Origin of the sequence: Amycolatopsis sp. cg13 (assembly GCF_041346965.1) — a bacterium.
Lineage (GTDB): Bacteria > Actinomycetota > Actinomycetes > Mycobacteriales > Pseudonocardiaceae > Amycolatopsis.
Genome location: NZ_CP166848.1, coordinates 7,866,609 through 7,892,831 on the forward strand (window position 1 = coordinate 7,866,609; position 26,223 = coordinate 7,892,831).

The 26,223-nt window shown below is 69.0% G+C and carries 28 protein-coding genes; 14 read left to right on the forward strand and 14 right to left on the reverse strand.

Going from position 1 to position 26,223, the window contains the following annotated elements:
• Nucleotides 1-21 precede the first annotated feature (21 nt).
• On the forward strand, nt 22-846 hold the full coding sequence (locus AB5I40_RS37060; RefSeq protein WP_370934814.1) for an isocitrate lyase/phosphoenolpyruvate mutase family protein: 825 nt from the start codon (nt 22-24) through the stop codon (nt 844-846).
• A 527-nt stretch (nt 847-1,373) separates the two neighbouring features.
• On the opposite strand, the gene AB5I40_RS37065 is transcribed toward AB5I40_RS37060, so the two are convergent.
• From AB5I40_RS37065 to AB5I40_RS37075, 3 genes are read right to left on the reverse strand one after another with little or no spacing between them, the layout of a single operon-like run.
• Entirely contained in the window at nt 1,374-1,877 is a 504-nt protein-coding gene (locus AB5I40_RS37065; protein ID WP_370934815.1) for a methylated-DNA--[protein]-cysteine S-methyltransferase, read from the reverse strand.
• Nucleotides 1,874-3,352, reverse strand: a complete 1,479-nt coding sequence (locus AB5I40_RS37070; RefSeq protein ID WP_370934816.1) for an AlkA N-terminal domain-containing protein — start codon at nt 3,350-3,352, stop codon at nt 1,874-1,876. The genes AB5I40_RS37065 and AB5I40_RS37070 overlap by 4 nt, the downstream gene beginning before the upstream one ends.
• A 50-nt stretch (nt 3,353-3,402) precedes the next feature.
• Nucleotides 3,403-4,476, reverse strand: a complete 1,074-nt coding sequence (locus tag AB5I40_RS37075) for a VanZ family protein (RefSeq protein WP_370934817.1) — start codon at nt 4,474-4,476, stop codon at nt 3,403-3,405.
• Nucleotides 4,477-4,547: 71 nt separating this feature from the next.
• Here AB5I40_RS37075 and AB5I40_RS37080 point away from each other — a divergent pair, with 71 nt between their 5' ends.
• Nucleotides 4,548-4,967, forward strand: coding sequence for a DUF5709 domain-containing protein (locus AB5I40_RS37080; protein ID WP_370934818.1), 420 nt, complete (start codon nt 4,548-4,550; stop codon nt 4,965-4,967).
• A 54-nt stretch (nt 4,968-5,021) separates the two neighbouring features.
• Here AB5I40_RS37080 and AB5I40_RS37085 read toward each other — a convergent pair whose 3' ends face one another.
• A complete protein-coding gene (locus AB5I40_RS37085; protein WP_370934819.1) occupies nt 5,022-5,906 on the reverse strand; it encodes a DUF3800 domain-containing protein in 885 nt (294 codons plus the stop codon).
• 128 nt (nt 5,907-6,034) lie between these two features.
• On the opposite strand from AB5I40_RS37085, the gene AB5I40_RS37090 reads away from it, so the two are divergent.
• The 3 genes from AB5I40_RS37090 (at nt 6,035) to AB5I40_RS37100 (ending at nt 8,451) form a co-directional block, all read left to right on the forward strand.
• On the forward strand, nt 6,035-6,277 hold the full coding sequence (locus AB5I40_RS37090) for a hypothetical protein (protein WP_354735189.1): 243 nt from the start codon (nt 6,035-6,037) through the stop codon (nt 6,275-6,277).
• A 933-nt stretch (nt 6,278-7,210) separates the two neighbouring features.
• On the forward strand, nt 7,211-7,750 hold the full coding sequence (locus AB5I40_RS37095; protein WP_370934820.1) for a sigma-70 family RNA polymerase sigma factor: 540 nt from the start codon (nt 7,211-7,213) through the stop codon (nt 7,748-7,750).
• Nucleotides 7,747-8,451: an anti-sigma factor gene (locus tag AB5I40_RS37100; protein ID WP_370934821.1), complete on the forward strand. Its 705-nt coding sequence runs from the start codon at nt 7,747-7,749 to the stop codon at nt 8,449-8,451. Before AB5I40_RS37095 ends, AB5I40_RS37100 begins: the two co-directional genes overlap by 4 nt.
• Here the strand turns inward: AB5I40_RS37100 and AB5I40_RS37105 are convergent.
• Nucleotides 8,444-9,127 (reverse strand): alpha/beta hydrolase family protein, encoded by a 684-nt coding sequence (locus AB5I40_RS37105; RefSeq protein ID WP_370934822.1) that lies wholly within the window; start codon nt 9,125-9,127, stop codon nt 8,444-8,446. The genes AB5I40_RS37100 and AB5I40_RS37105 overlap by 8 nt on opposite strands.
• A gap of 4 nt (nt 9,128-9,131) precedes the next feature.
• A complete protein-coding gene (locus tag AB5I40_RS37110) occupies nt 9,132-10,562 on the reverse strand; it encodes an FGGY-family carbohydrate kinase (protein WP_370934823.1) in 1,431 nt (476 codons plus the stop codon).
• A gap of 36 nt (nt 10,563-10,598) precedes the next feature.
• On the opposite strand from AB5I40_RS37110, the gene AB5I40_RS37115 reads away from it, so the two are divergent.
• Both AB5I40_RS37115 and AB5I40_RS37120 read left to right on the forward strand, forming a co-directional pair.
• Nucleotides 10,599-11,420 carry a class I SAM-dependent methyltransferase gene (locus tag AB5I40_RS37115; RefSeq protein WP_370934824.1) on the forward strand — a complete coding sequence of 274 codons (822 nt, stop codon included), beginning with the start codon at nt 10,599-10,601 and terminating at the stop codon, nt 11,418-11,420.
• 23 nt (nt 11,421-11,443) lie between these two features.
• On the forward strand, nt 11,444-12,253 hold the full coding sequence (locus AB5I40_RS37120) for a class I SAM-dependent methyltransferase (protein WP_370934825.1): 810 nt from the start codon (nt 11,444-11,446) through the stop codon (nt 12,251-12,253).
• Here AB5I40_RS37120 and AB5I40_RS37125 read toward each other — a convergent pair.
• From AB5I40_RS37125 to AB5I40_RS37135, 3 genes are all read right to left on the reverse strand, one after another.
• Complete coding sequence (locus tag AB5I40_RS37125; protein WP_370934826.1) at nt 12,225-13,760, reverse strand: FAD-dependent monooxygenase; 1,536 nt, start codon at nt 13,758-13,760, stop codon at nt 12,225-12,227. The two genes, AB5I40_RS37120 and AB5I40_RS37125, sit on opposite strands and share 29 nt — an antisense overlap.
• An 18-nt stretch (nt 13,761-13,778) precedes the next feature.
• Entirely contained in the window at nt 13,779-14,387 is a 609-nt protein-coding gene (locus tag AB5I40_RS37130; protein ID WP_370934827.1) for a TetR family transcriptional regulator, read from the reverse strand.
• A gap of 117 nt (nt 14,388-14,504) precedes the next feature.
• Nucleotides 14,505-14,681, reverse strand: a complete 177-nt coding sequence (locus tag AB5I40_RS37135; protein WP_009082264.1) for a CsbD family protein — start codon at nt 14,679-14,681, stop codon at nt 14,505-14,507.
• A 229-nt stretch (nt 14,682-14,910) separates the two neighbouring features.
• Between AB5I40_RS37135 and AB5I40_RS37140 the strand changes: the two genes are divergently transcribed.
• Nucleotides 14,911-15,120, forward strand: coding sequence for a molybdopterin-binding protein (locus tag AB5I40_RS37140; RefSeq protein ID WP_067580482.1), 210 nt, complete (start codon nt 14,911-14,913; stop codon nt 15,118-15,120).
• A 4-nt stretch (nt 15,121-15,124) separates the two neighbouring features.
• Here the strand turns inward: AB5I40_RS37140 and AB5I40_RS37145 are convergent, their stop codons facing one another.
• Nucleotides 15,125-16,522 carry a PLP-dependent aminotransferase family protein gene (locus AB5I40_RS37145; protein ID WP_370934828.1) on the reverse strand — a complete coding sequence of 466 codons (1,398 nt, stop codon included), beginning with the start codon at nt 16,520-16,522 and terminating at the stop codon, nt 15,125-15,127.
• Nucleotides 16,523-16,568: 46 nt separating this feature from the next.
• Between AB5I40_RS37145 and AB5I40_RS37150 the strand changes: the two genes are divergently transcribed.
• The 5 genes from AB5I40_RS37150 (at nt 16,569) to AB5I40_RS37170 (ending at nt 21,756) form a co-directional block, all read left to right on the forward strand.
• Nucleotides 16,569-17,054: a carboxymuconolactone decarboxylase family protein gene (locus tag AB5I40_RS37150; protein ID WP_370934829.1), complete on the forward strand. Its 486-nt coding sequence runs from the start codon at nt 16,569-16,571 to the stop codon at nt 17,052-17,054.
• 368 nt (nt 17,055-17,422) lie between these two features.
• Entirely contained in the window at nt 17,423-18,616 is a 1,194-nt protein-coding gene (gene wecB, locus AB5I40_RS37155; RefSeq protein WP_370934830.1) for a non-hydrolyzing UDP-N-acetylglucosamine 2-epimerase, read from the forward strand.
• A complete protein-coding gene (locus tag AB5I40_RS37160; RefSeq protein ID WP_370934831.1) occupies nt 18,613-20,295 on the forward strand; it encodes a DUF2334 domain-containing protein in 1,683 nt (560 codons plus the stop codon). The genes wecB and AB5I40_RS37160 overlap by 4 nt, the downstream gene beginning before the upstream one ends.
• A 22-nt stretch (nt 20,296-20,317) precedes the next feature.
• Nucleotides 20,318-20,491 (forward strand): hypothetical protein, encoded by a 174-nt coding sequence (locus AB5I40_RS37165; protein ID WP_370934832.1) that lies wholly within the window; start codon nt 20,318-20,320, stop codon nt 20,489-20,491.
• Nucleotides 20,488-21,756 carry a glycosyltransferase family 2 protein gene (locus tag AB5I40_RS37170; protein ID WP_370934833.1) on the forward strand — a complete coding sequence of 423 codons (1,269 nt, stop codon included), beginning with the start codon at nt 20,488-20,490 and terminating at the stop codon, nt 21,754-21,756. Before AB5I40_RS37165 ends, AB5I40_RS37170 begins: the two co-directional genes overlap by 4 nt.
• A gap of 6 nt (nt 21,757-21,762) precedes the next feature.
• Here AB5I40_RS37170 and AB5I40_RS37175 read toward each other — a convergent pair whose 3' ends face one another.
• The 3 genes from AB5I40_RS37175 to pdhA are packed head-to-tail and all read right to left on the reverse strand — an operon-like array spanning nt 21,763 to nt 25,117.
• Complete coding sequence (locus AB5I40_RS37175) at nt 21,763-23,004, reverse strand: dihydrolipoamide acetyltransferase family protein (protein ID WP_370934834.1); 1,242 nt, start codon at nt 23,002-23,004, stop codon at nt 21,763-21,765.
• Nucleotides 23,004-24,020 (reverse strand): alpha-ketoacid dehydrogenase subunit beta, encoded by a 1,017-nt coding sequence (locus AB5I40_RS37180; RefSeq protein ID WP_370934835.1) that lies wholly within the window; start codon nt 24,018-24,020, stop codon nt 23,004-23,006. The genes AB5I40_RS37175 and AB5I40_RS37180 overlap by 1 nt, the downstream gene beginning before the upstream one ends.
• Complete coding sequence (gene pdhA / locus AB5I40_RS37185) at nt 24,017-25,117, reverse strand: pyruvate dehydrogenase (acetyl-transferring) E1 component subunit alpha (protein ID WP_370934836.1); 1,101 nt, start codon at nt 25,115-25,117, stop codon at nt 24,017-24,019. Before pdhA ends, AB5I40_RS37180 begins: the two co-directional genes overlap by 4 nt.
• Nucleotides 25,118-25,257: 140 nt before the next feature.
• Between pdhA and AB5I40_RS37190 the strand changes: the two genes are divergently transcribed.
• Entirely contained in the window at nt 25,258-25,710 is a 453-nt protein-coding gene (locus tag AB5I40_RS37190; protein WP_235079332.1) for an Lrp/AsnC family transcriptional regulator, read from the forward strand.
• Between the two features lie 7 nt (nt 25,711-25,717).
• On the opposite strand, the gene AB5I40_RS37195 is transcribed toward AB5I40_RS37190, so the two are convergent.
• Nucleotides 25,718-26,206: a GNAT family N-acetyltransferase gene (locus AB5I40_RS37195; RefSeq protein ID WP_370934837.1), complete on the reverse strand. Its 489-nt coding sequence runs from the start codon at nt 26,204-26,206 to the stop codon at nt 25,718-25,720.
• Nucleotides 26,207-26,223: the final 17 nt, after the last annotated feature.

Consider the following 26,223-nt stretch of genomic DNA (forward strand, 5'->3'; position numbering starts at 1 on the left):
TCGCTACTGGGGAGGAACCTCGTGAACTCGTTGCAAGACAAGGCAAATCTCTTCCGTGAACTGCACGCCGCGGACGTCCTCGTGCTGCCGAACGCCTGGGACGCGGGCAGCGCGGTCGCCATCGAACGCGCCGGTGCCCCGGCCATCGCCACCACCAGCGGCGGCGTCTCTTGGGCCCTGGCCAGAGGCGACGGCCAACACCTCTCCCGCGCGGAAATGCTGTCGGTCGTCGCGCACATCGCCGCGGCCGTAGAAGTCCCGGTGACGGCCGACGTAGAAGGCGGCTACGGCCTAGCCCCTTCCGCCGTCGCGGAAACCGTGACCGGCGTAGTCGAGGCCGGGGCGGTAGGCGTGAACCTGGAAGACTCGCGCGCGGGAACTCTGACCCTCTTCACCCCAGACGAACAGGCAGAACGCTTCACCGCCGCCCGAGCTGCCGCCGCGACGGCCGGTCTGTCCGAGCTGTGGATCAACGCGCGGACAGACGTGTACCTGTTCGGAATCGGCGAACCCGCCGGCCGCTTCGACGATGTCCTGACCCGAGCCCGCGTCTACGCCGACGCCGGAGCGGACAGCATCTTCGTCCCAGGCCTGGTTGACGTCGAAGTCTTGGCAGAACTGGCAAAGTCCTCGCCGATTCCGGTCAGCGCCATGGCCGGACCGGGCGCACCTCCGGTATCCGACCTCGCCGCGGCCGGAGTGCGCCGGGTGAGCGTCGGGACGTCGATCGCCCAGGCGGCCTACTCGCTGGCCCACCACGCGGCGGCCGAGGTGCTGAAGCAGGGGACTTACGGGGAGGTGACCGGCGCACTGGATTTTGGAACGGTGAACGGCTGGTTCAACTGAGCCCGGCCCCGCCTTGGGCGGGAACCGGTTGGCGCTGAGCCTTGCGGCGGCGGCTCACATCGGCTCGGCCCTTGGTGGGTGGGCTGCGTCCCGGCTACGGCTGCTCCCTGGAGGGGTCGAGCCCTGCGCGGGCAGTGATCCAGTCGGGCCCGAGCCTTACCGGCAGCGTCCCTGGTCGGCCTGGGCCTCGGCTGATTCCGGGGTGGCCGAGCCGAGCCGGTCTGCTCGCTTGATCCCGCCGGAAGCCAGGCCGCCCTCGACCCGGCCCAGCCCAGCGCTGCCCAGCCCAGCGCTGTATCAGGTCATCTGGCCCCGGCCCGAGCCCGCGCAATCAGCCCGGCGAGTCAGTCCCGGGAACTTGCCCGGGCCTGAGCCAATCCGTCCAGCCCAAGCCAAGTCACTCCAATCCACCTGGCCGACCTGAGCCAGCGCGCCGAGCCCGAAAGCAAAACCCGAGCCGCAACCCTGCCGCCCGACCCCGACCCTGACTCACCCCGCAACCAACCGCCCGCAACCCCGACCCCGACTCACCCCGCAACCAACCGCCCGCCAAACCGCCCGCCCCGCTCCAACTCCAGCAACCTCCGCTTGCACTCCACCCCAGCCGCGTAGCCGGTCAGCGATCCGTCGCTGCCCAGCACCCGGTGGCACGGCACCACGATGCCGATGGGGTTCCGGCCGTTCGCCAGGCCGACCGCACGGGACGCCGTCGGGCGGCCGATCGATTCGGCCAGCTCTCGGTAGGTCGTCGTCTCGCCGTACGGGATCTGCAGTAGCGCCCGCCACACCGTCTCTTGGAAAGGAGTGCCACTGAAAGCTAACGGAAGGTCGAACTCGACCCGGTCACCGGCGAAGTACTCGTGCAGCTGACGCGTCGCCGCGACGAACGGGCGGTCGTCCCGGTCGCCGAAGGCGGCGCGTGGCGGGCGGTATTGCTCGTCGCCGATGTACAGGCCGGCCAGGCCGCCGTCGCGGGCCATGAGGGTCAGCGGACCTTCGGGACTGTCGATGACGGTGTGCACCACGGTCATGCCGACACCGCGGGAATCCGGTTGATCGGGTGGTCACCGGTCGCCCAGAGGTGCTGCACCGCGTACGCGCGCCACGGCTGCCATCGGCTGGCGTGTGCGATCAAGGCACCTGGACTCGTTGGCAGGCCTAGGGTTTCGGCGGCGATCTTCACACCCAAGTCAGTCGCGACGAAGGCGTCCGGATCGCCGAGGGCGCGCATGGCGATGCTCTCCACCGTCCACGGGCCGAAACCCGGCAGCGCGGCCAACTGCGCGCGGGCGTGCACCCAATCGCCGCCTGCGGTCAGGTCGACGTCGCCGGAGACCAGAGCCGACACCAGGCCCAGCAGCGTCGCGCGGCGGGACTTCGGCATCGCCAGCGTTTCCGGGTCCAGGTCGGCCAGCGACTCGGGCGACGGGAACAGGTGCGTCAGGCCGCCTTCCCGGTCCTCGATCGGGGTGCCGTGCGCCAAGACGAGGCGTGCTGCGTGGGTGCGGGCGGCTGCGGTCGAGACCTGCTGACCGAGGACGGCCCGCACGGCGAACTCGGCCGAGTCGGTTGTGCGCGGGACGCGCCTGCCTGGCGCGGCGGCGACCAGGGGAGCGAGGGTCGGGTCTGCGGCGAGCTGCTCGTCGACCGCGACCGGGTCGGCGTCCAGGTCCAGCAGCCAGCGGCAGCGGCTGATCGCGGCGGCCAGGTCGCGCAGGTCGGTGAGGCTCAGGCGGCACGCGACGTGGTCCGGCTCCGGGCGGAGCGACACCACGCCGTGGCCGTGCGGGAGGCGCAGCGTGCGGCGGTACGCGCCGTCGCGCCATTCCTCGACGCCCGGGACCGCGGTGGCGATCAGGTGCCCGAAAAGGTTGTCCGGGCACAGCGGCCGGCGGAATGGGAGCCGCAGCGACAGCACGCCCGGCGACTTGGTCCGCTTGCCGCCGCGTACGCGGGAGCGCAGTTCGCTCGGCGTCAGGGCGAAGACGGCCCGCACGGTTTCGTTGAACGTCCGGATGCTGGAGAACCCCGCGGCGTGCGCGATATCGCTCATCGGCATCGTGGTGGTTTCGATCAGCAGCCGGGCGGTCTCGGCGCGCTGGGCCCGGGCGAGCGCGAGCGGTCCCGCGCCTAGTTCGGCCTGCACCTGTCGTTCGATTTGCCGCACGCTGTACCCGAGCCGCGCGGCGAGCCCCTGCACGCCTTCCCGGTCGACGACCCCGTCGCCGATCAGGCGCATCGCGCGCGCCACGACGTCGGCGCGCTCGTTCCACAGCGGCGAACCGGGCGACGCGTCGGGCCGGCAGCGTTTGCAGGCGCGGAATCCGGCGGCCTGCGCGGCGGCCGCGCTCGGGTAGAAGCGCATGTTCTCGACCTTGGGCGGCGCCACCGGACAGCTCGGCCGGCAGTAGATCCGCGTGGTCAGCACCGCGGTGAAAAACCACCCGTCGAACCGGTCGTCCTTCGACTGCACCGCGCGGATACAGCGTTCAGTGTCCTCGTACACGCCGACCAGTCTGCCCCGCCGCACCCGCGAAACCTCGCGAAAAAACGACATCACCCTGGCGGGGCAACTGGCTCCCGGACCACCGCTCGCGTGTCTACGACGGACAACCGGCACACCAGCCCGGTCAGGCCCCGATGGCCTCGCGTGAAGACCATGAACACCAGATGCGCCAGCAGCCACAGCGACGTCCACCCGGAATCCAAGCCGACCAGAATGAAATAACCGCCCGAACCGATCAGGAACCGGACGATCGTCTGCAGCACCGACGGCGGCCGTCCGTCCGCGCGCACCACAGTCAGCATGACCGCGCGCTGGCCAGGCGTCGCGCCATTGCCGACCAGCGGCACGAGCAACAGCAGAACCGCAGTGGGCACCCACCGGCCGAGGACGTCGTCGATCAGCGTGTTGTTCTGCAGCGTCCCCTTCGTGACGTACTGCACCGCGAGCGCGATCATGCTCAGCACGACGCCCACCAGCGTGACCGAGATCAGATCGAGCACCATGCCCAGCAGCCGCCGCCGGGCGAGGACCGGACGCGGTTCGTCGGCCGGACGCAGCCGTCCGGACCGGCGCAGTACGGGCGCGAGAAGTGCGCCGACCCCCGCGCCGACGGTGTTCGACAGCAGGTCGCCAGTGTCGAACAGCCGGTACGGGCACTCCATCAGGAACCACACACCGGTCAGCTGGGTCGTCTCGATGGCGAGCGACACGAAGAACCCGCTGACGATCGCGAACCCGATGCTCCGCCCGAACAACCGCCGCAGGAACACGCCCCACGGCACGAAGAACGCGACGTTGAACAACACCTGCCGCAGCGCGGGATTATCCAGCAGTCCGGTGTTGAACTGCTTCATGTCTTCGAGGAACTGAAGCGGATTCCACACCGGATGCCGCAACGATTCGTGCGTCGCGCAGTACGCCGCGTCGACGTCGGGCAGCGGCAGCAGGGTGTAGGTGACCAGCGCGAAGCAGTACACCAGGAAGGCTGGCGCGGCGATCGCGCGCAGCAGCCCGAGCTCGCCGCGTTTGCGATAGCTGACCGCCACGTACGGCACTACCAAAACGAACGCCAGCCCGAAACCGGCGAACACGGCGATCAGCGTCGGGCCGCTCCACTGAGTCATCGTTCCTCCACCCGGTGTGAGCGCACAGGCTAGCGGGCGGCAGTAACCTGGGCACGCGGGAAGGAGGAGCAGTGGACGACGACATCGAAGACAACGCCGACACCGGCGTGCTGGATCCCGAAGACACCCTGGAGGACGGCGACCCCTATGACGAGGGGTATTCGCCGCCGGAACGTCCACTCGCGACTCGCGACTGGGGCACCACCGCCTCCGAAGAAGCCACCGGGGAAAGCTGGGCGGGCCGGCTGGCCCGCGAACTCCCGGAGATCCGCGCGACCGACGGCGACGGCCTCGGCGACACGGACGACACCGACGGCGAACTGGTCGACGACGAGGTCGGCGACTTCCGCGCGGGCCGCCTGGTCGCCTCCAACGCGGGATTCGGCCCCGACACCGAGGCCGAGCTGTATGCCTCGGACATCGGCATTGACGGGGGAGCGGCGTCGGCCGAGGAAGCCGCCGTGCACGTCGTCAATCCGCGGGATCTGTGACCCATAGCGGGCGCACTTTCTCTGTGAGCCAGCGGCCGGGAGCGCGGCGTATGACTAGTCGGCCGGATCCCCGGTCCAGACTGACGCCGGAAGCACATACGGCCGGAGCAGCTTGACCAGCTCCGCGTCCCCGTCGCCGTGCAGGGTTTCCTCGGTCAGCCGCCGGGCGACCCCGGCCAGGAAATCGGCGATCTGGACCCGCGGCTCGGACCTCGAGTCGACGAACTGCCACCGCGGCACCGGGTCGAGCAGCTGGGCGAGCCGGGCCTGGGTGAGGGACGGCTGCTCGTCGTGGATGACGTTTTCCGGCCGCCAGAACGCGATCGTGTCGGCGAGGGCGGGCATCAACGGATCGAGCGGCGGGATGAGCCCCGGGTCGGCGACGAGTTTGTCGCGCAGGGCGGTCACATGCGGGCGGGCCGCGACCAAATCGCCGAGAACGTCCGTCTGCGCGAAGAATTCGTCGGGAGTGGTCGCAGGAAGGCGGCGGTTCGAGGTGCGCAACAGGCCGGTGAACGAGCGCAGGAATTCAGTCCAGCGTCGAAAGCCGTGCAGGCGCGGACCGTCCTGGTGCAGGGCGCGAGCGCGGGAGTCCGGACGGCGTCGCAGGCATTCCGGGTAGGGGGTCTGGTCGACGAGCAGGTCGACGATTTTGCCCGCGAGGAACAACGCCTTGTCGGCGAGCAGCACTCTGGCGGCGTCGGCGAGGGGTTCGGTGAGCAGCCACTCCAGAGCGGCGCGGTTTTTGGCGCGCAGGAGGTGGTTGGCCTTGTATTCCAGCGCGGGGGAACCGATGAGTTCCCGCAGCCGCGCAACACATTCAGCGGCTTCCGCGGGTTCCAGCCGGACGGCGGCGTGCGCGAAAACCGCGGTGTTCGCGCCGATCAGATTCACGCCCTCCGAACCGGATTCGTCGCACGCGATCGTCTGCGGCCGCACGAGGCCCGATCCTGCCAGGTCAGCGAGACGAGGGCGACCCCATTTCTCCAGGGGACCCCTGAGGCGGATTCCCGGATGTGCTGGCGGCCCCCGACGTTCCACCATGAAGGGGACGGAGGGAGCCGGTCATGGTGCTCGTCGAGGAGGACGTACACGCACTGGACGACGTCCGGCGCGGGCTGGTGGTGGTCCACAACGGATTCGCCGGGGCCGCGGAGTGCTACCTGTGGTCGGTCGGCGGGCGGGTTCCGCTGTGGGAAACGCAGGCGATGGACCGCCTGCGCCGCAGAGGCCTGGTGAGAATCGCCCGCCGCAGAGGAGCCCCGGCGAGCCCGGTGGTGCTGACGGACCTCGGCGCGGCTGCTGCTTGAGTCCTTTGTGGACTGTGGGGTTGTTCGCGCGGCAAGGTCGGAAGCGGCGGACTCCGCGGCCCGCGATTCGTGTCGAGTCTTCGTGCCCGGGGTGCTCGGCTGTTGGTTCCCGGCCAACGCATATTGCGAGACGGGTGCCGAGTGGCGGACGTCTGCGTGATGGCTGGTTGCGGCTTCCCGCTGCCGGAGATTGTCCGCACAGGCAGCCTTTGCGGAAGTACGCGACCGCCGCGACCACCGCGACCACCGCGACCGCCGCGAGGCGTTGACCAGGTTGATGGCTGCGAGTGCCGAACACCCTTGGACGTTACAGCTCCGTTTCGGCTGCGGCGGCTCAGCATCAAGGCGTCGGCGAGAGCCGAGGCAACTCGTCACCGCACGTGCCCCCGGCACCGGATGGCCGGAGAGCGAAAACGACCCAAGGTGCCCCGGAGCCGCCGGGAGGGCGGTGTGCGCGGCGCTCCCGGCGGCTCCAGGGCGGTCGGGCGGCCGGGACGGTGATCCCAGTGCACGGCACCGGCGTGCGCCGACCTGGTGAGCAAGCCTTCCGGCTGGATCAATTTCGAACTTAGCCCAGGTCCGGGGCCCGCAGGCGGTGCGTTCCCCGATCGTGTCGGCGGAACCACGCTGGTGGGCGGGTATCGATCGGGGAAGCGGCGCCCAGCGCGGGAAGATCGTCGGGAACGAGCGGGGTTAGGCCGGGGAGTTGCACCGATCGGGAAAGCGGCACCGGAGGGCGCTTGGTTCGACGCGGTGTCCAGCGCGGTAGGAGCGGCGGCAGGAAGTCGCATCGATCGTGCGGCAACGAAGGCAGGCGAAACAGCGCCCAGCACCGAAAGAAGCGAACCCCACCAGAAAAGGACAGCCACCGGGCAGGAAGCAACACAGCGCCGGTGCGGGACAATCGGCCTCGATCGGGAGGATGATCGGGGCATGGCCGGGTTCAGGGCTCGTCATCGGCGGGCGGTTGCGGACGAGGCGCTGGTCCGGGCGCTTTTCGAGGAGCACGGGCGCGCGATGCTCGCCTATGCCACCCGGCTGCTCGGCGATCGCGCGGCGGCGGAGGATGTGGTGCAGGAGGCGCTCGTCCGCGCGTGGCGCAGTCCGGACAGTCTGGTCAACGGGCGCGGGTCGGTGCGCGGCTGGTTGCTCACCGTCGTGCGGAACCTCGTGATCGACCGGTTCCGGGCCAAGGAGGCGCGGCCGCAGGAGGTGGCCGAGTCTCCGGCGAGCGGGCCGGTCGAGCGGGATCACGCCGATCAGGTCGTCGACTCGATGGTGGTGCTCGCCGCGCTGGACGGGCTTTCCCCGGAGCATCGCGAGGTGCTCGAGCAGATGTATCTGCAGGGGCGGAGCGTCGCGGAAGCGGCTGAGCGGCTCGGGATTCCTCCGGGCACGGTGAAGTCCCGCTCGTATTACGGGTTGCGGGCGTTGCGGGAAGAGTTCCGGCGAGCGGAAGGAGTGGCCGGATGAACACTGCCGACGAACACGTCGACCTGGCGGGATACCTGTCCGGTCAGCTCGCCTCGGGCGAGCAGCGCGACGTCGAGGCGCATCTCGACGGCTGCGAGCGCTGCCGGGCCGAGGCCGCGTCTCTGCGCGAGGTGCAGAGTTTCCTCGGCGAATTGCCGCCGGAGGCGTTGCTGGAGGGGCCGCCGGTGGGTGCGGACCTGGTGATGCAGCGGACCGTCGACCGGGTTCGCGCGGAGTCGCGTGCTCAGGCTGGGCGGGGGCGCTCGATGGCGGTCGCCGCGGCGGTCGTGGTGGCCGCGGCCGCGGTGGGTGTCGGGGTGCTGGTGGGGCGCAGCTCGTCGGGGCCCGCGGTCGCGGTGCCGACTGCGCCGCCTCCGTCGTCGACCAGCGTGGTTCCTGGCACGAAGGTCATTTCCGGGGCGAGCGGGCAGGCCCGGCTCACCGCGAGCATCGTTCCGGAGACCGGCTGGGTGCGCGTGGACGGCTCGGTGACCGGCATTCCGGCCGGGCAGAAATGCCTGCTCGTCGTCATCGGCAAGGACGGCCAGCGCCAGGTCGCGGGCGGTTGGATGGTGTCGGAGCGCGCGGCGCGGGACGGCGCGTACCTCTACGGCACGGCGGTCGTCGACCCGGCGCAGGTGGCGGCCGTGGTCATCGAGAACACGGCCGGGCACCGGTTCGTGGAGGCGGACGTCAGCTGAATCGTCGGTCAAGCCATTCGCGGACGGGTTGCCACGGCTCGTCTGACGGATCGATCAGGCGGAAGTGGTCGACGCCGGGGAGCTCGACGTAGTCCACGTCGTCGCCAGCCGCCTTCGCCGCGGTCACGTAGTCGCGGCTGTGCGCGACCGGCACCCGGACGTCGGCGTCGCCTTGCACGACCAGTTGCGGGCAGCCGATCGGGACCTGCCGGATCGGCGAGGCCGCGGGGTCGTCGCCGGTCAGGAAAAGTCCGGCGGCGCCTTCGCCCAGTTCCTCGGCTCGCGCGCGGGGGACGTCGGTGATCGGGGCCAGCGCGACGACACCGGAGAGGGCGCCGCCGGCCAGCAGAGCCAGGTGTCCGCCCGCGGAGTGTCCGATCGCGACTGTCGGCAGCGCGGCCGGGCGTTCGACGGCTGCGATCGCGGCGAGCACGTCGTCCAGGGTTTGCGGCCAGCCGCCGGTGTCGCCGTCGATGCGCCGGTATTCGACGTTCGCCACGTACCAGCCCGCGGCGACGAGGTCGGCCGCCATCGGGTCGAGCTGGTGCAGGTCGTGCCGGGCGCGCCACCATCCGCCGTGCAGCAGGACGGCGGTGCCGCGCCCGCCCGGAGTCCCGTGGAGTTCGACGAACTGGCTGGGCTCGCTGCCGTAGCGGAGGGTTTCCATGCTGGCCATTAGATCACCATCGCGCCAGCCGTTCGTACACTCTCGCGAGCCCTTCGTGCGCCGCGCGATACGCCTCGTACAGGCCGGTCAGGTCCGTCTCGGGGACGAAGGTTCGCTCGACGGCGACGGTCGCGGCCGCAGCGGTTTCGACGTCCGGGTACCGGCCCGCGCCGACTGCGCCGAGCAGGGCGGCTCCGAGTGCGGCGCTGTCGTGCACGCGGAGGCGTTCGACGGGGCGGGACAGGACGTCGGCGTGGAGTTGTGTCCAGAGGTCGCTGCGTGCGCCGCCGCCGGAGAACGTCACCGACGGGAGGGGTTCGCCGCAGGCTTCCTCGACGGTTTCCAGCACGTGCCGCGCGGAGAACGCGACCCCGGTCAGTACGGCTCGGGACAGGTCCGCGGTGCTCGTGGACGAGGTCAGGCCTAGGAAACTGCCGCGCAGGTCCGGGTCCCACAGCGGCGCGCGTTCGCCTTGCAGGTGCGGGAGGAACACCACACCGGGCTGGCCTTCTGCCGCGGATGCGAACACTTCCGGCACGGACAGTCCGGAGGCTCGGCTCCACCAGCGCAGCGCGTCGCCTGCAGCTTGCGTCGGTCCGGCGTGCACGACGACATCGCCGCGCGGCGGGAAGGTGACCAGGCCGCGGACCGATTCGTTCCGGTGCGAGGCGGCCGCGACGACCAACGACGTCCCGCAGGTGACCATCGCGCGGCCGGGTTCTGTGGTGCGGGTGCCGAGAACCGCGCCGAACGCGTCCATGGTTCCGACGACGACTGGCGCATCGCCCAGTGCGGCGGCGTGACCGAGGGGTTCCTCGGGAGCGAGCAGTTCCGGGAGCCGGTCGCCGAGTCCGTCCACCAGGGCGACCGCTTCGGGGAGGTAGCCGGACGCGCCCGCGATGCGCACGCCGGACAGCAGGTCGGTCGCGACCCGGCCGGTGAGCCGGGCTCCGATGAAGTCTTTAGGGCTCATCATCCAACGCGCGCGGGACCACATCTCCGGTTGCTCGCGGGCGAACCACGCGGCCCGCGCACCCGCGAACGACGCATCGAGCACGATCGGCCCGCCCCAGATGCGTTTTTTGTCGTCGTCGGTGAAGCGGGCATCGAGTTCCGCGGCGAGCTCCGCACAGCGCTGGTCTTGCCAGATCACTGCCGGGGTGAGCGCCCGCAAGTCGTGGTCGACGAGGAGATGGGTGTTGACCTGGCTGACGATCCCGGCCGCGCGCACCGAACCCGCGGGAAGTCCGGAAAGGACGGTGTGCAGCGCGGCTTCCGTTGCGCGCCACCAGTCTTCCGGCTCCTGTTCGGCCCAGCCGGGACGCGGCCGCGCGATCGGGTAGGGCGCCGAATGCGCCGCGAGTTCCCGGCCGTCCGGCGCGAAGGCCGCGACTTTCACCGCGGTCGTGCCGACGTCGATGCCGAGCAGAGCTTCTCCGTCCATGCCACAGGGGTACCAGGAATTCGCTACCGTCGGAGCATGACCTCCGCCGCGGAGAACTACCTGCGCGAGTACCACGATCGCAAACCGGACGCGATGTCCGTGCTGATCGAATCCGGCCGGGTGACCGGGGACGGCCGGACGAGTTACGAGGTGCTGGCCGATCGCGTCGCGCCCGCGCGCCGGGTGCTCGACCTCGGCTGCGGCGACGGTGCGCTGCTGGCCGTTTTCGCCCGTGGCGGCGCGGAAAGGCTTGCTGGCGTTGACCTGTCTTCGGGTCAGCTCGCGCTCGCACAGCAGCGACCCGAGTTGGCCGGTGCGGAGTTGCGGCACGGACGGGCGCAGGAACTGCCGTTCGAGGACGACAGCTTCGACGCGGTCGTGTCGCATATGGCGTTCATGCTCATGGACAACCCCGAGGAAGTCGCCGCCGAGGTCGCGAGGATGCTGGCTCCGGGCGGGAAGTTCGCGGTGGTCGTCGGCGGCCCCGAAGCGACCGGCGCGACTCCCGTGTTCCTCGAATTGGCCCGGCCGTTGTTCCGGGAGGTGCCGGAGGAACGCCGGGCGACTTACACCGCCGAGCGGCGCACATCGCATCGCGAGGGGATTGACGAGGTGCTCGCTCCCGCCGGATTCGCGCCGGTTTCCTGGGAACCGTACGAGATCGACCTGACCGCCGCGCCGGACGAGGTGTGGACGTTGTGCTGTGAATCGTATTACTCGACCGACACCCTCGACGACGCTCAGCTGTCCCGGCTGCGCGCGGCCTTCCTCGCCGAAACCGAGCCGCTGCGCACCGCGGACGGACGGCTTCCGGCGGGGCTTTGCGTCAACCTGGCCAAAACCGAGCTGCTGACGTGACCGTTCGCGCTACCGTCACGGGCATGATGACGCCCGCCGAAGAGTTCCTGCGCGACTATCACGACCGGAACCCGGCAGCCGCGTCCGAACTGGCCGATCGGGGCCGCGTTGACGGGCGCTCGGTGTACGAGGCGTTCGCCGACCACGTGGGCCGGCCGGGCAGCGTGCTCGACCTCGGCTGCGGGGACGGCGCGCTGCTGGCCGTGCTCGCCGGTCGCGGCACTGGAAAGCTCGCTGGCATCGACCTTTCCGCGAAGCAGCTGGACGTCGCGCGCGGCCGGGCCGTGCTCGCTGACGCGGACCTGCGGCCGGGCCGCGCGCAGGAGCTGCCGTTTGAGGACGACAGCTACGACGCGGTCGTGTCGCACATGGCGTTGATGCTCATGTCCGACGTCGAGAAGGTGATCGCCGAGACCGCCCGTGTGCTGCGGCCCGGCGGCGCCTTCGTGATCGGCGTCGGCGGCGGCGGAACGGACGCGTTGGAGGTGTTCCTGAAGGTCGCCCGGCCGCTCTTCGCGGTGGTCGCCGAGGACCGCCAGATCCCGACCTCCGGCGACCCGCGCAGCCGCACCCGAGAAGGCCTCGACGCGCTGCTCGGCCCGGCCGGGTTCGCCCCGGTCGAATGGCACCAGCTGCTGGTGGACCTGTCCGGCCCGCCGGATGCGGTCTGGCAGACCTGCCACGACACCTACTACCAGGTCGACGCCCTCGACGAGACGCAGCTGATGGGGTTGCGGACTGCGTTCAAGGTGGCGTCCCGGTCGCTGGTGGCCCCGGACGGCACACTGCCGGCCGGGGCGCTCATCAACGTGGCGACGACACGGCTGACCTGACCGGTGCGCCGAACCACTGCGTGAGAGCGGTTTGGAGCGCCTCGACGTCTGGTTCGGCGTCGGTGGAGGACCAGGCGACGTAACCGTCCGGGCGGATGAGCAGCGCGGTGGGTGCGTCTCCCGTTGCCGTGGTGGACACGGTGGTCACGCGGTTGTGCCACGGCGCGGCCGCATCGGCGAGTGTGGCACCGGGTGTCAGGTCGAGCAGCACTGGGCGCGCGGCTTGGTAAGCGGCAGTGAGCGGGCCTGGGTCGGCGAGCGGCAGGTCGGGAGCCCAGCGGCCGTTGCTCGGGTCGGTGCCGTAGTGGATGTCCGCCCCGGACATCAGGTCGGCGACGTGCTGCCGGGCGTCCGGATAGGACAGCAGTTCGGTGAAGAAATCGCGCAGTGCGGTGACTTCCGGCCCGGGCGCGACGAGCGCGCTCTGCGCCTGGGTGTGCATCACGACGCGCTCGCTCACCGGACGGCGTTCGGCCTCGTAGCTGTCGAGCAGCCCCGGCGGAGCCCAGCCTTGGACCTCCGCGGCGAGCTTCCACCCGAGGTTCGCCGCGTCCTGCAGGCCGAGGTTCAGCCCCGGCCCGCCGATCGAGGAGTGCACGTGGGCCGCGTCGCCGACCAGCAGCACCCGGCCTCGCCGGTAGGTCTCGGCGATCCTGGTGTTGCCGCCGGTCAGCCTGCGCAGCAGGAACGGGCCGGGGCCGGACGGCGGTTCGAGCGGCAGGTCGACGCCGAGTATCCGCCGCACGCTCGCGCGCAGTTCTTCCATGGTCAGCGGATCGTCCTCGGCGAAATCGCCTGCGCCGCCTCGTTCGCTGGTCGACACGGCCGGGTTCGCCGGGTCGAACGGCGCGAACACGAACACCCCGGTTTCCGTCCGGTGGTGCAGGAACGGCGGGATGACGCCGGTTTCCAGCTTCAGCCCACCGGTCGCGGGGTCGACGAATGACTGCGGGAGCCGGACATTCGCGCTGCGGGACACCGATTCGTCCCAGGTGACGCCAGGGAAGTCGATCCCGGCGAGCTTGCGCACGGTGCTGCGCCCGCCGTCCGCGCCGACGAGGTAGTCGGCGGCGATTTCGTAGGGCCCGTCCGGTCCTTGCACCTGCACAGTCACCGAGTTCTCGTCCTGGGTGAAGCCGGTGATTTCGTGGCCGCGGCGGAGTTCGGCGCCGAGCGCGCGGACATGCTCGATCAGGGTCTGCTCAAGCTCGTGCTGCGGCTTGGGCAGGAGATACATCGGGTTTCGGGGCAGATCGGCGAATTCGATCGGAAAAGCGCCGAAGACGAACCGTGGCGCAGGCACCGGTTCAGGGGTGCCGGTGAGTTTCTCGAACAGCCCGCGCCGGTGCAGCAGCGGCACGACCTGGCCGACGAGACCGTTGGCACGGCGCACTCCGTCGGGTTCGGCGAGCCGCTCCAGGACGAGGGGGCGGACTCCGGCAAGGCAGAGTTCGGCGGCGAGCATCAGGCCGTTCGGCCCGGCGCCCGCGATGACGACGGCGGACATGAGGATCTCCTTGCGGGATCAGGGAAGCACCTCGGCGAGGGTGTCGAACGCCTGGTGCACGATGGTGGACATCTCCGCGGGCGGGTCGGTGCGCAGCCATTCCTGGATGACCGCGCGCAGCACGCCGCCCGCGGTGGTGGCGATGAGCTGGACGCGGAGGTCGTGGACGTCCGCGTCGAGGCGTTCCGCGATCGCTTCGGCCAGCGATTCTTCGGCCGCGACGTTGGCTTTGAGGAATTCGCCGGCCAATGCGGGTTCCGCGATCATGACCCGGACCCCGGCTGTCCACTGTGGACCGCCGGTTTCGCCGGGAGCGGTGCCGCGATCGTCGTCGAGTTGCGCCAGCGAGGCCTCCCGCAGCGCGGTCCACAGCGGTTCCGCCGCCGGGCGCGCGCGGAGGTGATCAGCGATCCCGCGAGCCCGGTCCTGGTGCCGCGCGACGATCGCTTCGGCTTTGCTGGAGAAGTAATTGTTGACGGTGCGCGGTGAAACTCCCGCCGCGCGGGCGATTTCCTCGATGGTCACGTTCGACAGGCCGCGCTCGACTGTGAGCCGGACTGCCGCCCAGGAGATGTCGACCCGGGTCTCTTGGCGGCGGCGGTCTCGCAGGTTCGGGCGCTCGGTCATGAGACCACCATAGCGCGCGTCTTGCGCGATGCGCAATGTTTGCGTATTGCGCAAGTTTGAAGGCGAAGAAGAAGCCCGGGGCGAGGTGCCCCGGGCTTCTCGGCGACGCGCGCCAGGTCAGTCCTTGGTGCTCTTGAAAGCGTCCTTCACCTTCTCAGCAGCCTGCTTGAGGTTGCCCTTGCCCTGCTCCGCCTTGCCTTCGGCCTGCCACTGCTCGTTGTCCGTGGCGTTGCCTACGGCTTCCTTGGCGCGACCCTTAAGTTCTTCGGCCTTGTTCTCGGCTTTGTCGTTCACTGTGGGTCCTCCCTTTCTCGTCCCTCGCGGTTCGGCTACCCGCTCTCCCGCGCGGCAAACCTGCGAAAACGCGGAATCGGCGCGTACCCGGTCCGCGGGCAGCACCTGCGGGCACGGTGGAGTGACTGCCTCCGCACCTGCTGTGGGTGGTCGCGGACGGCGACGGCGAAGCGGGAGATTTCCCTTTACTGTGGCCGTGTTCTGTTCAGCTTCGAAGGAGTTTCAAGCCATGCGTCTGTCCACTCGCAATCAACTCACCGGCACTGTGTCCGCGGTCCAGCCCGGTGCGGTCATGACCGTGGTCACGGTTCAGCTCGACGGCGGGCAGTCCGTCGTCGCCTCGATCACCAAGGACGCCGCGGAGGAGCTTGAACTCGAGGTCGGCAAGCCGGTGACCGCGCTGGTGAAGTCGACCGAGGTGATGCTCGGCGTCGAGTGACCGGTTAGGGCAGCACCCGGCACAACGCGTCCAGCGCGCCCGACCACGCGCTCGCCGACGGCGTGCTGAAGCCGATCACCAGCGCGTCGCGGTCCGCGGGCGCGTCGGGATGCCGGAACGCGCCGAGTCCGTGCATGGCCAGCCCCTGCCACGCGGACCCTTGCACCACGGCGTCTTCCTCGCCGGAGGGCACGTCGACGAGCACCTGCAAGCCAGCGGACAGCCCGGTCACCCGCGTATTCGGCGCGTGCTCGGCCAGTGCCGCGACGAGCTGGTCGCGCCGGCGGCGGTAGTGCAGCCGCATCGCGCGGATATGCCGGTCGTAGCTGCCCGAAGTGATGAATTCGGCCATCGTGAGCTGGTCGAGCACGCCGGAGTGCGGGTCGCGTTCGCCCTTGATTTCGGCGGCGAGCCTGGCGATCCGCGGCGGCAGCACCATCCAGCCCAGCCGCAGGCCCGGGGCGAGCGCTTTGCTGGTGGTGCCGAGGTAAATCACGTGCTCCGGATCGAGTCCCTGCATCGCGCCGACGGGGCTGCGGTCGTAGCGGAACTCGCCGTCGTAGTCGTCCTCCAGCACCAGACCGCCGGTTCGGCGTGCCCAGTCCACCGCTGCGGCGCGGCGGTCCGGATGCAGTGCGACGCCGGTGGGGAACTGGTGCGACGGCGTCAGCAATACCGCGCCCACGTCGGGCAGGTCGTTGAGGCGTTCGACCATCGCGCCGTCGCCGTCCACCGGAAGCTGCGGGGTGTTCAGGCCGACCTTGGCGAGATGCGCGCGATGCACCTGCAGTCCGTACGCCTCTACGGCGACCGCTGGTGTCTCTCGCTGCTTCAGTGCTTCGGCGAGAACGATGAGACTGTGCGACGTACCCGTACTGATCATGATCTGGTCCGGGTGTGCGCGTACGCCGCGTGTGCGGGCGAGGTACTCGGCGAGGGCTTCGCGCAGCTCTGGGCGGCCGTACGGACCGCCGTAGCCGAATGCGTCGTCGGGTGCCACGGCTACGGCACGGCGCGCGGCCTTAAGCCAGTCTGCGCGAGGGAACGCCGACAGGTCCGGCTGGCCGGGGCGTAGGTCGTGCACGATCCGGTGTCGCGAAGCAGGCTTCGGCACTGTCGGCGCGGGCGCGATCTCAGCGCGCGGGGCAACCCGGGTTGCGGCGCCTTGGCGTGCGGTGAGCCAGCCTTCGGCGACGAGCTCCGCATACGCTTGCGCCACGGTGTTCCTGGCGATGCCGAGATCCGCGCCGAGCGTGCGGCTGGACGGCAGTTTCGCGCCCGGGGCAAGGCGTCCGGTGCGGATGGCGTCGCGCAGGGCCTCCATCAGGCCGTCGCGCAGGCGAGGCCCGCGCAGGTCGAGGTGGAGGTCTTCACTCAGCGAACTGGCCCACTCTGCGCGCACGGAAATGGACCATAACAGAGTGCCAATCGCTCGTAGAGTCGAAGCCATGACCACGACAGAACGACTTCCGGTGCAACCGCCCCGCCTCAAGATGGCGGAGCTGGCACCCGAGGCATACAAGGCGATGATCCGTCTCGACGCCGCGACCCGCCACGGCCTCGACCCCGCGCTGCGGCAACTGGTGCTGATCCGCGCGTCGCAGCTCAACCACTGCGCCTTCTGCATCGACATGCACTCGAAGGACGCGCTGGCCGCCGGCGAATCGACCGAGCGCATCATCCAGCTCCCGGCGTGGCAGGAGTCGAAGCACTTCTACACGGCGAAGGAGGTTGCCGCGTTCGAGCTGACCGAAGCGGTCACCGTGCTCACCGACGGCTTCGTGCCCGACGAGGTCTTCGCCCGCGCGGCCGAGCACTTCGAGGAGGCCGAGCTGGCGCAGCTGATCGCGACGATCACGGTGATCAACGCGTGGAACCGGTTCGCCGTCACGACGCGGATGGTGCCTGGCGAATACGTTCCCGGGAAACACTGAGCTTGTGGTCTGGACCACTATGTGAGCAGGATCGCGGACGGCCATACCGTCGGTTTGACCGGGGAATGGAAAAAGGGCGCCCGAGGTTTCGGGCGCCCTTTTCCGTGCTTGGTGACTTAACCGATCCAGCGCGATTACCGAGTGTGCTTGAGGTGCCTGGTGGATCCGCCTTCAGTTAAGTAAGCAGCTGCTTAAAACCGAGGTGGGCAAGGGTTTGGTGTCTTACTGACGGCCTGTGACGGCGACTACTGACGGTGAGTTTGACCCGCGAGGGTGAGGTTGATTCCCGATGCCGTAGTTAGCGTGGTCGGCGCGATCCAGGGACCGTTTCCCGGTCGCTTCCGCTCTCGCTGAAATGGAGTTCCGTGATGACCCGGGGTGACGCACCGGTGGTCTGGCTGATTGCCGGAACCCGGCCGGAGGCGATCAAAATGGCGCCGGTCGTGCAGGAGATGCGCCGGTCCGGACGGCTGGAGCCGGTGCTCGTCGCGACCGGGCAGCATCCCGAACTGGTCGACCAGGTGCTCGCGGCCTTCTCGCTGACCCCGGACCTGCGGCTCACTCTGCACCGGGTCGACGGCGGTCAGCCCGAGTTGTTCTCGCAGCTTGTCACCGGTCTCGACGCGCTCGCCGCGCAGCGTCCGCCCGCGGCGGTGCTCGTGCAGGGTGATACGACGTCCACTGTGGCCGGTGCGCTGGTCGCGTTCTGGCGCAAGATTCCCGTGGTGCACCTGGAAGCCGGGCTGCGCTCGTTCGATCTGCAGTCGCCGTTCCCGGAGGAACTGAACCGGCGGCTCGTCACGCAGACCACGAGCCTGCATCTGGCTCCGACGCCGACGGCCGCGCAGAACCTGCGTGCCGAGAGTGTCGACGACAGCGTTCTGCTGGTCACCGGAAACACTGTGGTGGACGCGATTTCCCGAGTTACTGACCGGGGGGTGTCCTTTGCTGACAGCGCGGTCGCCGACGTGGTCGAGTCGGCGACGCGTGGCGAGTGCCGGTTGGTTCTGGTCACTGCGCATCGCCGGGAGTCCTGGGGCGAGCCGCTGACTCGCATTCTGTCCGCTGTGGACACTCTGCTCGCGCGCCATCCGGATGTTCGCGTGTTGCTGCCGGTGCACCCGAACCCGGCGGTGCAGGAGGCGGTCACTTCGGCGCTCGCCGGGAATCGGCGCGTGGTGCTTACTCCGGCGCTGCCGTATGAGCAGACTGCGGCGGCGATCGCGGCGAGTTCGCTCATCTTGTCCGATTCCGGTGGTATTCAAGAGGAAGCGCCAACCTTCAAGGTGCCGGTGCTGGTGCTACGGGAGACGACGGAACGGATGGAAGCCGTCGATGCTGGCTGTGCGATGCTCGTCGGCACGGACGTTCAGCTCATTGTGGACACAGCTTCGAAGCTGCTGACCGATCCGGTGCAGCGGGCCGCGATGAACGCGCGCACGAATCCGTTCGGTGACAGCCGGGCCGCTGAGCGCACCGAGCAGGCGGTGGCGTGGTTGCTCGGTCTGACCGCTGAAGCGCCGGAGCCGTTCGTTCCGGAATTGGCTGAGGTTGTGCGGTGAAGCAACGATTCCCGGCGTGGCTGCGGCTCGGAATCATTGTCGTCGCGGTGGTCAGTTTGGTCGGCGGGATCGTCGTGGTGGTCTCGGACGACGGCTCTGGCTCGGAAGCGGCTTTGCCGACTGAACCGGTTCTGCGGCAACCGAAAATCGGCTTTGCTGGCCCTGGCGGCCGTGATGATCGGCGTACGTTGGTGCTGTTCGACGACGGGCGGCGGTTGCGGCCGAGTCCTCCTGCGACGCAGGTCGCCGAGGAGGCGCAGGCTAACGCCATTCAGACAGCGAACCTGGTTTCCCGTTCCACCGCTTGGCGAATGCTGCCTGCCGCCGACTACCGGAGCGGCGAGCTGAACGAGTATCAGGCGGTCGTCTACGTCGGGACGGTTTACGACGCACAACTGCCGCCCGCGCTGCTGGACGACGTGAGCCGGACCCAGCTGCCGGTGATGTGGATCGGCAGCAACATCTGGCAGCTGTTCGACCACGCGCCGACGCTCGCTGGAAAGTGGGGTTGGACCTGGGCTCCGTTCCGGGAGGACAAGGTCACGACGGTGTCCTATCGGGATACGGAACTGCGGCGCGATCCCAACGCCGGGATCGACGTCGTGGGCGTGCGGGTGACCTCTGCGAAGGCGAAGGTGCTGGCGCAGGCGAAATCCGCTGATGGGGTGGCGTCGCCGTGGGCGGTCCACAGTGGATCTTTCACGTACCTCGCCGAAGTGCCGTATTCCTACATCGGCGCGGGCGACCGCTATTTGGCAGCCGCGGACATCTTGCTTGGCGTGCTCGCGCCAGACGCTCCGGAGCGGCGGCGTGCGCTCGTGCGGATCGAGGACATCGGGCCGCGGACACCGCCTGCCGAAGTTCGGGCGATCACCGACTATCTCAGCGGGCGTGGAGTGCCGTTCTCGTTGGCGGTGTATCCGTATTACGCGGATCCGCGCGGGGAAGCGAATGGCGGCAAGCCGACGTTCGCGAGGCTGGTGGACAGTCCGGAACTCGTTGCGGCACTGCGAGATGCCGTCGCACGGGGCGGGACCTTGGTGATGCACGGTTACAGCCACCAGTACGGCGAGACGGACAACCCGTACTCGGGAACCAGCGCTGCGGACTACGAATTCTATCGCGCGACCGTGGACCACCAGGACAATGTGCGGCTCAGCGGCCCGGTTCCGGAAGACTCGCCGGAGTGGTTCCGCGGCCGGATCGCGACCGGGCTCGCCGAGTTCGACCGGGTCGGACTGCCGCGGCCGGACGCGTTCGAGTTCCCGCATTACGGCGGGTCCGCAGTGGACTATCAGGAGGCGGGCCGGATCTTCCCGATGCGGTACGACCGGGGCAGCTACTACGCCGGGCAGTGCGACGGCGGCCAATGTGGACTGACGGACGTGTCCTATCGCGAGGTCTACGGCCAGTTCTTCCCGTATCCGGCCCGCGACGTCTACGGGACCGTCGTGGTGCCGGAGAACGTCGGCAACGTCGCTCCGGCCAAGTTCAACCAGCACGCCGCGCGCTCTGCTGACGACATCCTTGCCGACGCGAAAACCCATCGCGTGGTGACCGACAGCGTCGTCAGTTTCTACTATCACCCGTTTCTCGGCATCGGCGACCTTCGGAAGGTGGTCGAGGGCATCGAGGGGCTCGGCTATCGCTTCGTGCCTCCCGCTGCAGTTGCCGCCTGAGTTTTATCTGGAAGGAAAAGAAATGTCTGTCACCCGGGTCGCTCCTGCGGTCGTGTCCGCTGCCGCGATCGGTGTCGCGCCGTTCCACGGGGTGCTGTGGTTTGTCTTGTCCGCGGTCGGTTTCATCGCGATGGCGTTCACAGTCCGCTCGGTTCGGCTGCGTACCAACGGATCCCGGGGCCGGCACGCGGCATGACGCAGCCGTGGTGGTTCGTGCTGCTGCTGTGCTGGTGGCCGGTGCACAACCTGGTGCTGGCGGCCTTTGCCTGGCGGGCTCCTCGGCCTGCTTCGGAACGCTCGCCCCGGCCATTGCTGTTCTGGATTGTCATTCCGGCGCTGAACGAAGAACGCGTCATCTCCAACACGGTGCGGAATGCGTTGCGGCTGGGCACTCCGGAAACTCCGGTGCGAGTGCTGGTCATCGACGACGGATCCGATGACGGTACGCCGGAGATTGTCGCGGGCATTGCCGATGATCGGCTGCATGTTCTGCGGCGCGACTTGCCGCAGGCACGGCGAGGCAAAGGCGAGGCGCTCAACGCGGGTTATCGCTACATCGACGCCATTGCCGACCGGGAGGGCACCGTCTCGCAGACTGTCGTGGGCATCATTGACGGCGATGGGCGCGGCAGTGCTGGATTGCTCACAGAAGTAGCGGCGATGCTGCGGAGCCGTGGTGTCGGCGCGGTGCAGTGCCGGGTGCGAATCCACAATAGACACCGGCTGCTGGCTTTGCTGCAGGACCTGGAGTTCGGCGCGATCGCGGATGCTTCGCAGTCGTTGCGGGATGTGCTCGGCAGCGTCGGGATGGGCGGCAATGGGCAGTTCACGCGATTGTCGGTGTTGCGGAAGTTCGGGCCGTCGCCGTGGAGCGACTGTCTGGTCGAGGATCTTGAACTGGGCCTGCGGCTGCATCTGGCCGGGGTGCGGATCCGGTACACGCAGCGGGCGTGGGTGACCCAGCAAGGGTTGGAGGACACGCGTCGACTGCTGCGTCAGCGGACTCGCTGGGCGCAGGGAAACCTCCAGTGCTCACGCCATTTGCGTAGCCTCGCGACCTCGCGATTCATTGCTGGGACTGGATTGTTCGACTTCCTGGTCTACCTCGTGGTGCCTTGGCTGACTGTTCCGCTGTCGTTGCTCGCGGCAGCGCTGCTGGTGATCGTGCCGGTGGCATTGCTGACCGGGAACTCGTTCGGCGGTTTGGTCGCGGAGACCGGGAACCTGGCGCAGGCGGTCGCGTTGTGGCTGGTGGCGTTGCTGCTGCCCGGGATCATGTGGGCGATCGTCTACTTTGTCCGGTTGCGCGACGAACCGCTGCATCGAGCGTTGCTGGCCGGGCTGTGTTATCCGGCGTTCTTGCTGCTCGGTGTGCTGGCGACGTGGCGAGCCGTGTTCCGGATTGTCCTGAAGCGGAATGTGTGGGCGAAAACGGAAAGGCTGGCAGAGTTGCCAGCCTGACCGTCTTCACAGGTTTCGTAGCAACCGCACTGGGTTTTCCATGCAGTCGGCGACGAAGCGCAGGAATCCGCCCGCGGTGCCGCCGTCGCAGACGCGGTGGTCGAACGCCAGCGTCAGCTCGGTGATCTTCCGCGCGGTGACCTGACCGTCCACAATCCACGGCCGGTCGATGATCCGGCCGACGCCCAGGATCGCCACTTCCGGGTAGTTGATGATGGCGGCCGAACCGTCCACTCCGAACACGCCGTAGTTGTTCACGGTGAACGTGCCGCCGGTGAGGTCGGCCGGAGCGAGCCGTCCCGAACGGGCTTGTTCGGTGCGGTGGGCGAGGGCGGCGGACAGGTCTTCCAGGGTGTGCTGGTGCGCGTTCTGGACCACTGGGACGACCAGACCGCGGTCGGTCTGCGCGGCGAATCCCAAGTGGACGGCGGACGGGATGACGATCTCGTCGCCCTCCAGATGCGCGTTCAGCTCGGGGAAACGGCGAAGGCCCGCGACGGCGAACCGGGCGATGAGCGCGAGCAGGCTGAGCTTCGGCGCGTGCGGATCGCTGTTGAGCGCGGTGCGCAGCCGCAGCAGTTCGGTCGCGTCGACGTCCACCCAGACGGTCGCCTCGGGGATCTCGCGGCGGGAGCGGGTGAGTTTGTCGGCGACGGTTTTGCGGAGGCCGCGCAAGGGGATTCGTTGCTCGTCCGGGGTTGCCGCCGCGGGCGCTGGGGTCTCCGTGGCGGCGATCGCGCGTTCTACGTCGGCGCGGCTGACGATGCCGTCAGTGCCTGTGCCGCTGAGTGCGTGAAGGTCCACTCCGGACTCGCGGGCGAGACGGCGGACTAGTGGGGACACTACGCGGATGCGGTCCGAAGTGGACTTCGGCGCAGTGGCTGGCGCTGACGCCGGTGCCTTGCTTCCGCGCGGTCGTCTCGGCCGTCGGGTACGGGTTTGGCTGGTGCCGTAGCCGATCAGGACGTTTCCGCTGCCCTCCGGCGTGACGACGCCAGGCTCGGTGAAGTCCGCGGCACTGTCCACTGTGATCAGCGGACTGCCGACGGTCAGCACCTCGCCCGCTGCTCCGTGCAGCGTCGCGACCCGGCCCGCGAACGGCACCGGGACCTCGACACTCGCCTTCGCGGTCTCGACCTCCACGACGGTCTGGTCGACGGTCACGGTGTCGCCGACCGCGACGTGCCACGCGACGATTTCCGCCTCGGTCAGACCTTCGCCGAGGTCGGGCAGTTTGAAGACGGCCATCACTTCTCCCCGTCGAGCGATGCCGCGTCGTCCCACTGGAGGCGTTCGATCGCGTCCAGGATCCGGTCGACGCCCGGCAGGTGGTGCTGTTCCAGATTCGGTGCGGGATAAGGAATGTCGAATCCGGCGACGCGCAAGACCGGCGCTTCCAGGTAATGGAAACAGTGCTCGGACAACTGCGCGGCGACTTCGGCGCCATAGCCGCAGAATCGGCTCGCCTCGTGCACCACGACCGCACGGCCGGTGCGGCGCACGGAGGCGGCGACCGTCTCCAGGTCGAATGGCGCGAGGCTGCGCAAGTCGATCACTTCGGCGTTATAGCCCTCTTCCGCGGCGGCTTCGGCTGCTTCGAGCGTCGTGCCGAGTGCGCCGCCGTAGGAAATGAGGGTGACGTCGTCGCCTTCGCGGCGGATCACCGCATTGTCGAGACCAGGCGAACGACGTTGCGGGTCAACGGTTCCCTTTTCCCAGTACCGGCGTTTGGGTTCGAGGAAAATGACCGGGTCCGGGCTGTCGATCGCCTCGCGCAGCAGGGTGTAGGCGTCGTCCGGCGTGGCCGGGGTGACGACGCGCAGACCGGCGGTGTGGGTGTAGTAGACCTCGGACGAGTCGCAGTGGTGCTCGACGCCGCCGATGCCGCCGCCGTAGGGCACCCGGATCACGACGGGCAGTTCGACCTGGCCCTTGGTGCGGTTGCGGAGTTTGGCGAGGTGGCTGGTGATCTGCTCGAACGCGGGGTAGGCGAAGGCGTCGAACTGCATCTCGATCACCGGGCGGAGGCCGTTCATCGCCATCCCGATCGCGGTGCCGACGATGCCGGATTCCGCGAGCGGGGAGTCGAAGACGCGGGCGTCGCCGAAGCGTGCGGCGAGTCCGTCGGTGACACGGAAGACGCCGCCGAGGGTGCCGACGTCCTCGCCGAAGACGAGTACGCGGTCGTCCTCCGCGAGTGCGTCGGCGAGGGCGCGGTTCAGCGCGCCGGCGAGGGATAGCGTCGTGTCAAGAGTGGCGGTCATGCCTGGTCCTCGGTGTTCTCGTGCGCCAGATCGGCGGCCTGCTGCCGCAACGCGGCGGTCGGTTCGGCGTAGACGTGCCGGAAGAGATCCGCCGGGTCGAGCTCGGTGTCGACGTTCATCCGCTCGCGCAACGCGGCTGCTTCCTCTTCGGCGCGCGCGTCGATCTCTTGCTGCGCCTTGTCGTCGAGAAGGCCACGGTCGGTGAGGTACTGCTTGAGGCGGCTGATCGGGTCGCGCGTGAGCCACTGCTCCACTTCGGCCTTGTCGCGGTAGCGCGTCGCGTCGTCGGCGTTGGTGTGCGACTCCATGCGGTAGGTGAGGGCTTCGATGAGCGTCGGCCCTTCGCCGGCTGCGGCGCGGGCGACAGCCTGCTCGACGACAGCGTGTACGGCGGCCGCATCGTTGCCGTCTACGAGTACGGACGGCATGCCATAGCCGACACCCTTGTACGCGAGCGAAGGCGCAGCAGTCTGCTTCTCGAGCGGGACGCTGATGGCGTAGCCGTTGTTCTGTACGAGGAAGACGACCGGTGCCTTCCAGACGGCGGCGAAGTTCAACGCTTCGTGCGTGTCGCCTTCACTGGTGGCACCGTCGCCGACGAGAACGAGCGAGACCGTGTCCTCGCCCTTCACGCGTGCAGCGTGCGCGAAGCCGACAGCGTGCAGCGTGTTGGTAGCGAGCGGCGTGCACTGCGGAGCGACGTTGGCACGGTACGGGTCGTAGCCGCAGTGCCAGTCGCCGCGCAGCAGCGTGAGCACCTCGACCGGGTCGACGCCGCGCGCGACGACGGCCATCGAGTCGCGGTAGGTGGGGAAAAGCCAGTCCTGCGGGCGAAGCGCGAGGATCGAGCCGATCTCGGCGGCCTCCTGCCCGCGCGCCGACGGGTAAACCGCGAGCCGGCCCTGTTTGGTGAGCGCGGTGGCCTGGGTGTCGAAGCGGCGTCCGGAAACCATGCCGCGGTAGAGGCGGAGGAGGACGTCGTCCGCGGGCATCGCGAGTGCCGGGTCGGGCGTCGGCGCGCCGTCGGCGGTCACGAGGCCGAGCGGCTCGTCGCTGGGCAGGAAATAGGACGCGGCAGTGCGTTCCGTGGTGGTCACCGACAGCTCCCATCGACAAAGACGAGTAGGCCCTGATACTCGCTGTCTGGCGATCAAGGATCCAGACTTGCTCGGCAAGTGTGGAATGATGGCCGGGTTGTGGATTCTTGATTGGACGATTGGCTTGGGAGGTGGCGCGGATGTCCCAGCCGGGTGGACAAATGGCAGCGGCGCTCGACGAGGTCGACCTGAAACTGATCGCCGAGCTGAAGAAAGACGGCCGCGCCTCGATGCGCGCGCTGGCCGAACGCGCGCACATTTCGCGGGCCGGTTGCTACACGCGCGTGGAGCGGCTGCATCGCGAGGGAGTGATCACCGGGTACGCGGCCGTGACCGATCCGCGCCGGATGGGGCAGGGGCTGGCCGCGTACGTGTACCTGAAGGTCACGCAGAACTCGTGGCGCACGGTGAGCGCGGAACTCAAGCACATCCCGGAAATCGAACACGGCGGCCTGGTGTCCGGGGACAACGACCTGATCCTGTTCGTCCGGACCCGCGACGCGGACAGCCTGCGGGACTTGGTGTTCGAACGCCTGCAGTCCATGCCGGACGTGCTCTCGACGCACACCGTGCTGGTCTTCGACGAGCTGTGAGCCTTCGTCAGGCCGCTTTGACCAGGTAGACCGCGAGCTGCAAGACGCCGGTCGCTTCGAACGGCATCGGCGTGCGGCGGTACCCGGCCCGTTCGTAGATGGCGATGTTGCGCTCGCTGGACGCGCCGGTGAAGAGGACGAACTGCTTCGTCTCCGGCGGGGCATTGCGCTCGGCGTGCTCGAGGAGGACCCGTCCGAGGCCGCGTCCCGCCAGATCCGGCGCGACCATCAAGCGGCCGATCTCCCAGCCGTTGTCCTCGACCGTGCGGGCGCGGACCGCGCCGACGAGCCGGTGTCCCTGGCGGACGACCCAGCTGTCCCAGGTCTTGATGGCCTCGCGGACCTCGGTCAGGTCTTCGGTCAGCGCGGGATGGTCCAGGGTGTTGTTGAGCAGGGCTTCCTGGACCCAGCAACACCGCTGGAGCACCATCAGCTCGGCAGCGTCGTCGGAGGTCGCTGGGCGCAGGGTCGCGCCGGGGAGGGTTTCGAGGTCCACCTGTCCTGTTCTAGCAC